We start from the raw sequence: 13,194 nt of genomic DNA, 5'->3' as shown, positions 1-13,194 counted from the left end.
AAAGATCGCAGCCTGCGGCAGCTCCTACAGTGATGGGGTTTACAGGGACAGGTTGCGGTTCGAGGCCTTGAGGAACTCCTGCTTCAACTCGGCAAACGTATGCACCGCCGGGAACTGCGGGAACTCGCGAATCACATTGTCTGGCGCATGGAACAGAATCCCCGCATCCGCCTCGCCGAGCATGCTCGTGTCGTTATACGAATCACCGGCTGCAATCACTCGGTAGTACAGGCTCTTGAACGCCAGCACCGACTGACGCTTGGGATCTTTCTGGCGCAATTGATAGCTGGTCACCCGGCCGCTGTCGTCTGTGATCAGGCGATGGCAGAGCAAGGTCGGAAAGCCCAGCTGACGCATCAGCGGCTGGGAGAACTCGTAAAAGGTGTCCGAGAGAATCACCACCTGGAAGCGCTCGCGCAGCCAGTCGACGAACTCCACTGCGCCGTCCAGCGGCTTGAGGGTGGCGATCACTTCCTGAATGTCCGAGAGCTTCAGGCCGTGCTCGTCGAGGATGCGCAGGCGTTGCTGCATCAACACGTCGTAATCGGGAATGTCCCGGGTGGTGGCCTTGAGGGATTCGATTCCGGTTTTTTCAGCGAAGGCGATCCAGATTTCCGGTACGAGTACCCCTTCAAGATCCAGGCAAGCAATTTCCACAAGACACTCCATTTGCATTGATTATTGGGTCCAGCCAGCCCGAACTCTAGCGACTCCCCCGCGAGCACGCAACGCAGCGCAGCGGCCCCCGTACCCGCCGCTTTTTGTTAACATCGCCGCCATATAGAGCGCCCAGCGCCACCGACCTGTAGGAAGCCGCCCTGATGAGCCCAACGTTCGATGTCGTGGAACTCGCCACGACCTATGCCAACAAATCCGCCCAGGACATCCTGAAACTCGCGTTCGCCGAGTTCGGCGATGAGCTGTGGATATCTTTCAGTGGCGCCGAGGATGTGGTGCTGGTGGACATGGCCTGGAAGCTGAACAAAAACGTCAAAGTGTTCAGCCTCGACACCGGCCGCCTGCATCCGGAAACCTATCGCTTCATCGATCAGGTGCGCGAGCACTACAAGATCGATATCGAACTGGTGTCACCGGACTACACGAAGCTGGAACCGTTCGTGAAGGAAAAAGGCCTGTTCAGTTTCTACAAGGACGGCCATGGCGAATGCTGCGGCATCCGCAAGATCGAACCGCTGCGGCGCAAACTGTCCGGCGTCAAAGCCTGGGCCACCGGCCAGCGCCGCGACCAGAGCCCGGGCACCCGCAGCGCCGTGGCGGTGCTGGAGATCGACACCGCGTTCTCCACGCCCGAACGCACCCTGTACAAGTTCAACCCGCTGGCGCAGATGACCAGCGAAGAGATCTGGGGTTACATCCGCATGCTCGAACTGCCGTACAACAGCCTGCATGAACGCGGCTTCATCAGTATCGGCTGCGAACCGTGCACCCGCCCGGTGCTGCCGAACCAGCACGAGCGCGAAGGCCGCTGGTGGTGGGAAGAAGCGACGCAGAAAGAGTGCGGGCTGCATGCGGGGAATATCATCAGCAAGTCCTGACCTCCATTCCAGTGACATCCCCTGTGGGAGCGAGCCTGCTCGCGAATACGTAGTCTCAGTCGACATCTTCGTTGACTGATCCAACGCATTCGCGAGCAGGCTCGCTCCCACATTTTGCACCTGCGCGACCTGAAAAATGTGTACACACGAATGTCACCATCGGTGCCATTTATGTGTGCACTTTTTTGTTTTCGCGCCCTGAAAAGTTACATCCTTGCTGTACACCTCTGCGCGTCGCCCTCCCCGCAAATCCCTCGCAAAAAATAAATACCTGTTCAATCGGTCAATTTATAACCAATCATTTTCAAACACTTAGCGCTCATCGATAACTTTTCGAAATGAGCGCAGCGCTTCATAGATCGCTGACTGGCACAGATCTAGCTTTAGTGCATACATGTTTTGTATACAAAACTGCAAAACATCAATCTACACTTTCGATCCGCAAGCCTGAAGCGCCCTATCCCGTAAAGGCTGCAGATGCCCCGTAACCAGTGATGTTTGCTGGCCGCGCCGAAGATTTGTCGAGCCTGACCGCTCATGCACAGTCATCGCGGCCCGCCCATCAGGAGCCTGCCGGAATGCGTACAAGTCTCTCCAACAACATCGCGCTGAATCTGCCCGCCTCTGCCCTCGACCAGCCAATACCCGACACGGGTCTGGCCGAACCGTTACAACTGAGCCCGCGCCTGCACAACCGCGACCTGGCACCGACCCGGGCCGAAGGTCGGCGCTGGGGCAAATACAGCATCTTTGCGCTGTGGACCAACGATGTGCACAACATCGCCAACTACTCGTTCGCCATCGGTCTGTATGCGTTGGGCCTGGGGGGCTGGCAGATACTGCTGTCGCTGGGGATCGGCGCGGCGCTGGTGTACTTTTTCATGAACCTGTCCGGCTACATGGGGCAGAAAACCGGGGTGCCGTTTCCGGTGATCAGCCGGATCAGTTTCGGCATCCACGGCGCGCAGATTCCGGCGTTGATTCGCGCGGTGATCGCCATCGCCTGGTTCGGCATTCAGACGTATCTGGCATCGGTGGTATTTCGTGTGCTGCTGACGGCGATTCATCCTAGCTTCGCCGATTACGACCAAAACTCGATCCTCGGTCTGTCGACCCTGGGCTGGGTGTGTTTCGTGGCGATCTGGTTCGTGCAACTGGCGATCCTCGCTTACGGCATGGAAATGGTCCGTCGCTACGAAGCGTTTGCCGGCCCGGTGATTCTGCTGACCGTCGCCGCCCTCGCCGCGTGGATGTACACCCAGGCCAACGCCACGATTGCCTGGTCGATCCGCGAACCGCTGAGCGGTGGCGAGATGTGGCGCAACATTTTTGCCGGCGGCGCGCTGTGGCTGGCGATCTACGGCACGCTGATCCTCAATTTCTGCGACTTCGCCCGTTCTTCGCCGTGCCGCAAGACCATCAAGGTCGGCAATTTCTGGGGCCTGCCGGTGAACATTCTGGTGTTCGCCGCCATCACCGTCCTGCTCTGCGGTGCGCAATTTCAGATCAACGGGCGGATCATCGAAAGCCCGACCGAAATCATCGCCTCGATTCCCAATACGTTCTTTCTGGTGCTCGGTTGCCTGGCGTTCCTGATCGTCACCGTGGCGGTGAACATCATGGCCAACTTCGTCGCCCCGGCCTTCGTGCTGAGCAACCTGGCGCCGAAGTACCTGACCTTCCGCCGCGCCGGGCTGATCAGCGCGACCATCGCCGTGCTGATCCTGCCGTGGAACCTCTACAACAGCCCGCTGGTGATCGTGTATTTCCTCTCCGGCCTCGGCGCCCTGCTCGGCCCGTTGTACGGGGTGATCATGGTCGACTACTGGCTGATCCGCAGGGGCCGGATCAACGTTCCGCAGCTCTACAGCGAAGATCCCAACGGCGCTTATTACTACAGCCGTGGAGTGAATTTCCGTGCCGTGGCAGCGTTCATTCCGGCAGCGCTGATCGCCATCGTCCTGGCGCTGGTGCCGGGCTTCCACAGCATCTCGCCGTTCTCCTGGCTGGTGGGCGCCGGCATCGCCGCGATGCTCTACCTGATCATCGCCAAACGCCAGCCGCACTACGCCGACGTCAGCGGCGAATCGATCGCCGTCGACAACGTCAGCCATTAACTTCCTTGCGGCCCGGATTTGGGCCGCTGAACTGCCCGCAATAAGGACTTCCCATGCGTATTCTTGTGGTCAACGTCAACACCACCGAATCCATCACCCAGGCCATCGCCCGCTCGGCGCAAGCGGTCGCTGCCCCCGGTACGGAAATCGTCGGCCTGACGCCGTTCTTCGGCGCCGACTCGGTGGAAGGCAATTTCGAAAGTTACCTGGCAGCCATCGCCGTGATGGACCGGGTGATGTCTTACGATCAACCGTTCGACGCGGTGATTCAGGCCGGTTACGGCGAACACGGCCGCGAAGGTTTGCAGGAACTGCTCAACGTGCCGGTGGTGGACATCACCGACGCGGCTGCCAGTACCGCGATGTTCCTCGGCCACGCCTATTCGGTGGTGACCACGCTGGATCGCACCGTGCCGCTGATCGAGGACCGACTGAAACTCTCGGGCCTGTGGGATCGCTGTGCATCGGTGCGGGCCAGCGGCCTGGCGGTGCTGGAGCTGGAACACGAACCACAGCGCGCGCTGGAAGCCATCGTGCAACAAGCTGAACTGGCGGTGACTCAGGACAAGGCCGAGGTGATTTGCCTGGGTTGCGGCGGCATGGCCGGGCTGGATGAGCAGATCCGCCGCCGCACCGGGGTGCCGGTGGTGGATGGCGTGACGGCGGCGGTGACCATCGCCGAATCGCTGGTGCGACTGGGGTTGTCGACGTCCAAGGTGCGGACCTATGCGACGCCACGACCGAAGCAGATCATTGGCTGGGCGGAGCGGTTTGCCCGGTAGACCGCGTTATCGTTCATCGCGAGCAGGCTCGCTCCCACATTGAATCTATGATGTTCAAAAATCTCCTGTGGGAGCGAGCCTGCTCGCGAAGGGGTCAACTCGGACCCAACCCTTGCTCAAATGGCACTGAACCGCCGAGCCAGCCCCCGCTCTGCAAACTGCTCAATCAAAAAATCGACAAACGCCCGGGTCTTGCCCGGCAACAATTTATGCTCGGCGTAGTAGATCGAAATGTTGCCGTCATCGATGTACCAGTCCGGCAGCACGCGCTGCAACGTGCCCGCCTCGAGGTAACCCACGGCAAACGGCATGCTGACCAGTGCGATCCCCAGACCTTGCGCTGCCGTGGCGCAGGCGGCTTCGGAGTCGCTCATGGTCATTCGCGTCTTGAGGGTCAAGGGCTGACAGAGCTGACTGCGGCCACTGATCAACTGCCAGGAGCGCACTCGACCGGTTTGCGGCGAACGAATCAGGATGCCATCGTGACGTTGCAGGTCATCCGGTTCGGCGATCGCTTCGTGCTGTTGCAGATAGTCAGCAGACGCCACCAACACGCGATGCGCGGGTGTCAATTTGCGTGCGACCACGCCTTGGGGCAATTCGAAGCCGCCGCCAATCGCTGCATCGAAACCCTGCCCAATCAAATCGACCTGACGGTTATCAAAATGCCAGTCAGGGTTGATCGCCGGAAACCGACGTAAAAACTCCTGCAGCAACGGCACGATGTACAAACGTCCGAATACCGTGCCCATGCTGACTTTCAAAGTCCCCGCCGGCAGGCCTTCCACACTCGACAGATTGGCCACGGCATTCTGAATCGTTGTCAGACTGCCACTGACCTGACTCAAAAACAGCTGACCGGCCTCAGTCAGGGTCAGGTTGCGTGTACTACGCTGGAACAGCCGTACACCGAGCCGCACCTCGAGCTTCGCCACACTCTTGCCGACGGCGGCCGGGGTCAGGCTCAAGCGCCGGGCGGCTTCGGCAAAGCTGCCGACTTCGGCGCTGCGAACGAAGCATTCGATACTGCTGAAAGTTTCCATGATAGCCACTATAAACTTCTGGTTTACACAGACTATAGCAATCATGGTCTACACGGTTGTCGATGCGAGGCCGATACTCGGCTCCAACAACAAGGCACCCCGCCTTGAATTCTCTGGAGATCGAACATGACCACTCAACACCTCAGCGGCAAAGTCGCTCTGATTCAAGGCGGTTCCCGTGGTATCGGCGCCGCCATCGTCAAACGTCTGGCCGCCGAAGGCGCCGCTGTCGCATTCACCTACGTCAGATCCTCCGCCAAGGCCGAAGAGTTGCAGAAAAGCATCACCGCCAACGGCGGCAAAGCCTTGGCGATCAAGGCCGACAGCGCCGATGAAACAGCCATCCGCAATGCCGTCAGCGCCACCGTCGAAGCCTTTGGCCGCCTGGATATTCTGGTGAACAACGCCGGCGTCCTGGCCATCGCACCGCTGGAAGACTTCAAACTGGAAGACTTCGACCAGACTCTGGCGATCAACGTGCGCAGCGTATTCATCGCGTCTCAGGAAGCTGCCAAGCACATGGGCGAAGGCTCACGAATCGTCAACATCGGCAGCACCAACGCCGACCGCATGCCCTTCGGCGGTGGCGGGGTGTACGCGATGAGCAAATCGGCACTGGTCGGTCTGACCAAAGGTCTGGCCCGTGATCTCGGCCCACGCGGCATCACCATCAACAACGTGCAGCCCGGCCCGGTCGACACTGACATGAACCCGGCCCATGGCGATTTCGCCGAGAGCCTGATCCCGCTGATGGCGGTGGGCCGTTACGGCACCGCCGATGAAATCGCCGGTTTCGTCGCTTATCTGGTCGGCCCGGAAGCCGGTTACATCACCGGTGCCAGCCTGACCATCGACGGTGGTTTTGGCGCCTGATTGCGCTGAATCCCGGGTACAAAAAAAGCCGCGCCTCTTTGCAGAGGGCGGCGTTTTTTATGGGCGCTTATTGGCTGATCAAGCCCAGTCCAGCGCCGGCAAACCGCAGGCACTCGGGGTGAACGCCTTGAGCGTGCGCAGAATCCCGTCGGCATGCGCGTATTTTTCATCGGCCATGGCCGCGTCGGGAATCGCAATGGCAGTCATCCCCGCCGCTTTCGCGGCGGTTACGCCAAACGGCGAATCTTCGAACACCAGACAATCCTCAGGCGCGACGCCCAGACGCCGGGCGGCGGTGAGGAAGATGTCCGGCGCCGGCTTGGCTGCGCCGACTTCCGGGTCATCGGCGGTGACGATGAAATCGAACAGGGCAAACCAGTCACGATGCAATGTGGTTTTCTGGCCGAACGACTGCCGCGACGAACTGGTGCCCACGGCGATCGGAATGTTGTGTGCCTTGAGGTGGCGAATCAGTTCCTCTGCGCCCGGCATCGCCTGGGCCTTGGGGAAGCGTTCACGCATCAGCGGTTCGCGGATCAGCAGAAACTCTTCGGCACTGATCGGCAGATCCAGCGCCTGCACCACGTAGTTCGCCAGGTCATTGGCGCCACGGCCGATGATGTTCTGTTTGACGCTCCAGTCGAAGGTCCGCCCGTAACGCTCGGCAATGAGCGACGTGACCTCGGTGTAGATGCCCTCGGTGTCCAGCAGCAAACCGTCCATGTCGAAAATCACGGCCTTGATCGGGCCAAACGTCTTCATCGGTGCATTCATCATCGGATCCGTTATCAAAAACATCCCGGGCGGCCCAGCCGGCGCCGCTGCTCGGATCTGATTAATGGGTTCAGCAGCATAGCGAGGCCAGCGGACATTGAGCAATGGGCAATGTTTACGAGCCGTGGAATGACTCGCTGACATTTAGCGAAATGCCCTACAGATAACACCTACTTTCCCGACTTCTTTCCATTTTGATCCCCCGCAAAGTCCGCGCACCTCTTTCACGTGCGCGAGTGCTTGCGAATGTTCCAAACCGATCGGCTCCTGGCCCTGAACAACAGCATCGGCCTGCTGGTGGTTGCCGCCCTGAACCCGCAACACCCGGACTTTGAAAGGCTGATCCGCGAGTTTCGCCTGTGCCTGAACAACTACGAGGACTGGGCCGAGCAGTTCTGGACGGGAACGGCGCTGGATATCGAGCAGGTGTTCAAGGTCGGCGACGACGTGCACCTCAGCGCTCCGGTCAAATCCCGCCAGCCGATCCAGACCTCGGTGGTCATGTGCCCCGTGAGCGGCCCGTTGACCCTGGTGCACCTGTTCGAGGCGGCGCGGTTCGTACCGATCGGCGATACCCCGGTGCTGCTCGAACCGGTGATCGGCGAAATCGACGGGGTATTGAGTTTCGGTGAACCGCTGCGCCATACCATCGGCCCGAGCGGCATTCTGGAAGTGCGCGACTGCGATCCGGGCCAGCGTTATCGCATCACCTTCTTTCCTGATGTGTCCAGCGCCCATATCCAAGCGCTGTACGCCTCCTATGAAGAGATTCTGGACGGGCTGGAGGTCTGGCTTCGTCAGGAGTGGGACGGGTTTCAGCCGCTATGGGCGGAGTTTTCCGGCGCCGGTTTGGCTGATCGTTATCAACAGTTGCAACAGGCCGACTGGCGCGGTTTCGAGAAAGCCCTGCACGACATCTGGGATGACGTTAAACAGCTGTTTGCCCTGCTCGCCGACCTGCAGGCCAACAGCGAAAAACTCCTGCAGTACCTGAGCGATGTCGAGCTGCAAGCGCTACTCGACGCCTCCAGTGAGGCTATTGCCAATGGCTTACTGATCCTCAGTGACGAGCCGTTGCTGTTTATCCACCTGGCTGCGTTCAGCAGTTGGTTGAAGATGCTGCCGCCGCAGTACCTGGCAGAAGTGGTGGCAGAAGTTCGGGTCGAGTTGTTGATCAGCTTTTTACTGATGCGCGTTTCCGGCGGCGTTGGCGTGCCTGTGCGACTGAGCAGCAAGGTGCTGAGCAAGATCAAGTCGCCCCGGGCGCGGGAATGGCTGGCAGCGTCGGCGTTGCGCCTGGGCGAGCTGCCCTCCACCGCTGATCTGAGCAAGCACGCGGGCGCGTTAAAGCCGTTGCTGGTCAACGCGCGCGATGTGCCGTTGAAGCCAACGCCAGCGATCCCGCTGAACATTCGTCAGACGGACGCCGTGGTGTTGACCGTGCCAAATCCGGCGCCGATTGCACGGGACAAGTCCCGTGGCACGACCCGGATGGAGCGTCACGAACCTCACGATGACGCTTCGAATCAAGCGAAAAACCCCAACGGCGACAGCGCCGACTGCGCGCCGCTGACCTGCACCAACGGCTGTCCGGTGTCGATGGTCACCGGCGAAGAATTGCTGACCCTGACCGATGGCACGCTCGATGGCTTGTTGCCGTTCGAGTTCACCCGGTTGTACCGCACCAGCGCGGTGGAGATCGATGTCGGGCTAGGGTTTGGCTGGAGTCATTCGCTGGCGCATCGGCTGGAGTTCGATGGCGATGCGGTGATCTGGGTCGATCACGAGAACCGCCGCACGCGGTTTCCGTTGCCCAGTGTTGAGCGCCCGGCGATTCACAACAGCTTGTCGCGGGCGGCGATTTTTCTCGGCGATGAGCCAGAGGAACTGATCCTCGCGCTGGCGGGGGATGCGGCGCGGTTTTATCACTTTCGCGCCGGGCGGTTGATGGCGGTCAGTGATGCGTATGGCAATCGTCTGACGGTGCATCGCGATTTTTCCGAGCGTGTGCAGCGCCTGGATAACGGTGCCGGTCGCTCGCTGTTGCTGCGCTACGACCGGGCGCATCTGATCGGCGTTGATTATCAGGTTTGGCGCGACAGCGACTGGCGCACCGAGCAGACGCTGGTCAGTTATTGCTACGACGCCCGTCAGCGTTTGTTGGCCGCGACCAACGCCGTCGGTGACAGCGAGCGTTACGACTACGACGATCAGCACGTCATCCTGCAGCGGCAGCTGACCGGTGGCGCGAGCTTTTTCTGGGAGTGGCAGCGCTCGGGCAAAGCGGCGCGTTGCGTGCGCCATTGGGCCTCGTTCGCGCAGATGAACACGCGGTATGTCTGGGCGGACGACGGCCGCGTCACGGTGCATTACGTTGATGGCACCGAAGAAACCTACGTCCACGACGACAGCGCACGGCTGGTGCGCAAGGTCGAGGCCGATGGCGGTGAGCACCTCAAGGCCTATGACGACGCGGGCCGGTTGATCGCCGAGCAGGATCCGCTGGGCGCACTCACCGAATACCGCTACGACGACGTCGGACGGCTGATTGCGCTGCTTCCGCCGGACGATGAGCCAACGTCCTACGAGTATCGCAACGGTTTCCTGCACAGCCGTTCTCGCGGTGACGCGGTCTGGACGTATCGGCGCAACGCCGAGGGCGATGTCACCGAGGCGGTCGATCCTGACGGCCAGGTCACCCATTACTACTACGACACGCGCGGGCAGTTGCTGTCGATCCGTTATCCGGACAGCAGCCGGCACAAGTTGTCGTGGAACGACCTCGGCCAACTGATCGAGGAAACCCTGCCTGACGGTGGTGTGCGGCGCTTTTCCTACGATGCGCTGGGGCGGCGGACGACCTCTTGCGACGAACACGGTGCGATCACCCGCCAGCAGTGGGACGCGGTTGGCCGACGGGTGCAGACGACGTTGCCTGGCGGCGCCACCCGCGCTTACAGCTACGGCGCCTACGGCCAGGTCACTGCCGAACGCGACGAACTCGGGCGCATCACCCGCTACGAGTATGACGACGACCTGCATCGGGTCTCGCGCAAGATCAACCCCGACGGCACGCGGGTGCAGTACCGCTACGACCATGCGCAACTGCTGCTGACGGAAGTCGAGAACGAGTCTGGGGAAAAGTACCGCCTGGACTACACGCCGAGCGGATTGATCCGACAGGAAACCGGCTTCGACGGCCGGCGTACCGCTTACGCCTATGACGGCAACGGGCACCTGCTGGAGAAGACCGAGTTCGGCGATGACGGCTCGACGCTGGTCACTGCCTACGCGCGTGATGCGGCCGGGCGTCTGCTGCTGAAAACCCTGCCGGACGGGGTTCAGGTGGCTTACACCTACGACCGCCTGGGCCGTTTGACCGGGGTCGATGACGGTCAAAAGCATCCGCTGGCCTTTGAATACGACCGGCAGGATCGGCTGATCACCGAGCACCAGGGCTGGGGCACCTTGCGTTATGCCTATGACGCCTGCGGCCAGCTCAAGCGCCAGCGTCTGCCGGACAACAGCAAGCTCGACTATCACTACGCCAAGGGCGGTGCGCTGACCGCCATCGACCTTAACGGCACGCGGCTGACCAGCCATCAGTTTGAATGCGGTCGTGAGCAACAACGCCAGCAAGGCCTGCTGCGCAGCGATTATGCCTACGACGATCAGGGGCGTTTGCTGGCCCATGCTGTAGGCCATCAGCACGACTCGCTGTACCGCCGCGATTATGCCTACAGCGCCAACGGTAACCTCGAGCACATCGCCGACAGCCGCCACGGCCAGCGCACCTACGGCTACGACGCCCTCGACCGCTTGATCCGCGTGCGCCACTCACGTGACGAACTGCCGGAATCCTTCGCCCACGACCCGGCCGGCAACCTGCTGATGCAGGACCGCCCCGGCCCGACGCGGATCAAGGGCAATCGCCTGCTGATGCAAGGCGACCGCCATTACGACTACGACGCCTTCGGCAACCTGATCCGCGAGCGTCGTGGCCGCGATCAGCAACTCGTCACCGAATACCGCTACGACTGCCAGCACCGCCTGATCGGCCTGACCCGCGCCGATGGCCAAACCGCGTCCTACCAGTACGACGCCTTCGGCCGACGCATCCGCAAAACCGTCGACGGCCAGACCACCGAATTCTTCTGGCAAGGCGACCACCTCGTCGCCGAAAGCAGCCCTAACCACCACCGCAGCTACGTCTACGAACCCGGCACCTTCCGCCCGCTGGCGCTGCTCGACGGCAAAGGCCCGAAACGCGCCTGCCCGTTCTACTACCAACTCGACCACCTCGGCACCCCGCAGGAACTGACCGACTACAGCGGCGAAATCGTCTGGTCGGCGCAATACGACGCCTACGGCAAGGTGTCGGCGATCACCCTCGCCGGCGAGGACTACCTGGACCAGCCGCTGCGCTTTCAGGGGCAGTATTTCGATGCGGAAAGCGGGCTGCATTACAACCGGCACCGGTATTACGACCCGAGGCTGGGGCGGTATCTGACGCCGGATCCCATCAAGCTGGCGGGCGGGTTGAATCAGTACCAGTACGTGCCGAATCCGACGGGATGGGTGGATCCGTTGGGGTTGAATGATTGCCCAGGAGCAAAAAACTGTCGCGCTCCATCCAATCTCGATGACCCATCGAGCAACGCTGGTGTAGACGCGAAAGAGCCCACGGCGCCGGCACCCAAACAAGAAAACCAATATCTGTTCAGGGGGGATGACCGCGAGCCTTGGGAGATTTTCGAAACCGGATTTGAGCCATGGGGCGACAGTAAAGACCTGTTTCTCCATGCACTAGACAATAAAATCCCGCCGAGCTGGTACATCAGCACTTCCGTTTCAGAACAACAGGCAGCGAAATTTGCGACAGGCTACGGAATTGCAGATGGATATATATATGTTCTAAAAAACGTCAAAGGGATTGACGTGAACAGAGAGCTAGGCGCTTTGTCTCCTCATCGTCGGGAGGTGGAAATTGCAATCCCAGGAGGCGTCAAAAGCCAGGATATCGTGGGAGCCACACCGGTCCGCGAAGATGGTAGCTATAAAGGCTATTCAGTCCTCAACCCGAACAGGACAAAATGATGAATCCGATCGAAATCCGAATACTAACGGCCCAAGGATTGGAAACCGCGATCATAGAATGCGACCGGAAGAATAGAGCACTGACCTTCACGAGAACAAACGGCCTGACCAGACGCTACACCTCTTATGACCTATACGGATGCTTCGGCGCGTTAAGAGCAGAATTTCCGAAAATACAGTTTTTATGCAAAGGCTCAAAGCTTAACGTTCATCCATCTAGCATGAGCTCACAAATGTCCTGCGGACTCGTTGCCTATGAACTGAAACAAGGAAAACCAGCAGATGAAGAAGATATCGTTCGGATCTTTGATTACGAAGACAGAGACCTTACAAACAATATAGAGGAGCAAAAGAATTTTTATCGCTCGTGGCTAGCATCGCTAGCCTGCCTATGAATAAGACATATAAGGCGATAGTCGTCAGAATAGATCAATTTGTAGAAGACGCTATTGATCTGGTAGTTGAGGGTTTTTCGCTCAGGTGTTTCGTCAGCTACAGCCCCTCAAAAATAGCGGTGGGAAGCACTTACGACGTGGAGTTCGAAATGCTGCTGCCTGATAAAGAGTGCGTGATAGCGACCGAACGCGAAAACCAGCAGATTGAGATGCTTGATGGCGGGTTCTCCTGTGACATTTATGGCTACTTGGATGGAGACACCCTCCGATCGTTTGTCGATTTTTCGGACCAGGATATCCACTACGAATATCCCCATCTGAATGGGCGCTTCGTTAAAGTCAGTGCGGACAGGATTGATGTCTCTTTTTCTGTCCAATACCCAATTGAAGCGATGTTTGGACTGGCCCTTGCGCTTGCAGCCCTCCAGGAATCACAGGATGAGCGCTACTCCTCCTCATCCTCCAACGGCAACTCACCCCGCCCCAAAGGATCCGTAGGCGAAGGCAACGGATACTCCGGCGTTTGATCGACATCGTCATCCTTCTGCTCACCACTC

At 59.8% G+C, this 13,194-nt stretch carries 10 protein-coding genes; 7 read left to right on the top strand and 3 right to left on the bottom strand.

Going from position 1 to position 13,194, the window contains the following annotated elements; all coding sequences use genetic code 11:
• Window positions 1–39 precede the first annotated feature (39 nt).
• Window positions 40–657: a bifunctional phosphoserine phosphatase/homoserine phosphotransferase ThrH gene (gene thrH / locus LOY52_RS09200; protein ID WP_202369654.1), complete on the bottom strand. Its 618-nt coding sequence runs from the start codon at window positions 655–657 to the stop codon at window positions 40–42.
• Window positions 658–821: 164 nt separating this feature from the next.
• Between thrH and LOY52_RS09195 the strand changes: the two genes are divergently transcribed.
• The 3 genes from LOY52_RS09195 to LOY52_RS09185 all read left to right on the top strand — a co-directional run bounded on the left by LOY52_RS09195 (window position 822) and on the right by LOY52_RS09185 (window position 4,455).
• Window positions 822–1,556: a phosphoadenylyl-sulfate reductase gene (locus LOY52_RS09195; protein WP_258679157.1), complete on the top strand. Its 735-nt coding sequence runs from the start codon at window positions 822–824 to the stop codon at window positions 1,554–1,556.
• A 578-nt stretch (window positions 1,557–2,134) separates the two neighbouring features.
• Window positions 2,135–3,673: an NCS1 family nucleobase:cation symporter-1 gene (locus tag LOY52_RS09190; RefSeq protein WP_258679156.1), complete on the top strand. Its 1,539-nt coding sequence runs from the start codon at window positions 2,135–2,137 to the stop codon at window positions 3,671–3,673.
• Window positions 3,674–3,726: 53 nt separating this feature from the next.
• Window positions 3,727–4,455: an aspartate/glutamate racemase family protein gene (locus tag LOY52_RS09185; protein WP_047292982.1), complete on the top strand. Its 729-nt coding sequence runs from the start codon at window positions 3,727–3,729 to the stop codon at window positions 4,453–4,455.
• A 116-nt stretch (window positions 4,456–4,571) separates the two neighbouring features.
• Here the strand turns inward: LOY52_RS09185 and LOY52_RS09180 are convergent, their stop codons facing one another.
• Window positions 4,572–5,498, bottom strand: a complete 927-nt coding sequence (locus tag LOY52_RS09180; protein ID WP_258679154.1) for a LysR family transcriptional regulator — start codon at window positions 5,496–5,498, stop codon at window positions 4,572–4,574.
• A gap of 126 nt (window positions 5,499–5,624) precedes the next feature.
• On the opposite strand from LOY52_RS09180, the gene LOY52_RS09175 reads away from it, so the two are divergent.
• On the top strand, window positions 5,625–6,371 hold the full coding sequence (locus LOY52_RS09175) for a 3-oxoacyl-ACP reductase family protein (protein ID WP_258679153.1): 747 nt from the start codon (window positions 5,625–5,627) through the stop codon (window positions 6,369–6,371).
• Between the two features lie 78 nt (window positions 6,372–6,449).
• On the opposite strand, the gene LOY52_RS09170 is transcribed toward LOY52_RS09175, so the two are convergent.
• Entirely contained in the window at window positions 6,450–7,145 is a 696-nt protein-coding gene (locus LOY52_RS09170) for an HAD-IA family hydrolase (protein WP_045121952.1), read from the bottom strand.
• Between the two features lie 246 nt (window positions 7,146–7,391).
• On the opposite strand from LOY52_RS09170, the gene LOY52_RS27405 reads away from it, so the two are divergent.
• From LOY52_RS27405 to LOY52_RS09145, 3 genes are read left to right on the top strand one after another with little or no spacing between them, the layout of a single operon-like run.
• The gene (locus LOY52_RS27405) at window positions 7,392–12,242 is read left to right on the top strand and encodes an RHS repeat-associated core domain-containing protein (protein WP_408980426.1); all 4,851 of its coding nucleotides are present in this window, start codon (window positions 7,392–7,394) and stop codon (window positions 12,240–12,242) included.
• A complete protein-coding gene (locus LOY52_RS09150) occupies window positions 12,242–12,637 on the top strand; it encodes a hypothetical protein (RefSeq protein WP_258679152.1) in 396 nt (131 codons plus the stop codon). The genes LOY52_RS27405 and LOY52_RS09150 overlap by 1 nt, the downstream gene beginning before the upstream one ends.
• Window positions 12,634–13,164 (top strand): hypothetical protein, encoded by a 531-nt coding sequence (locus LOY52_RS09145; RefSeq protein ID WP_258679150.1) that lies wholly within the window; start codon window positions 12,634–12,636, stop codon window positions 13,162–13,164. The genes LOY52_RS09150 and LOY52_RS09145 overlap by 4 nt, the downstream gene beginning before the upstream one ends.
• Window positions 13,165–13,194: the final 30 nt, after the last annotated feature.

It is taken from the genome of Pseudomonas sp. B21-051 (genome assembly GCF_024748795.1).
Taxonomy (GTDB): domain Bacteria; phylum Pseudomonadota; class Gammaproteobacteria; order Pseudomonadales; family Pseudomonadaceae; genus Aquipseudomonas; species Aquipseudomonas putida_A.
Note: the sequence above shows the minus strand (reverse complement) of the source record. Positions and strands in the feature narration are given on the sequence as shown.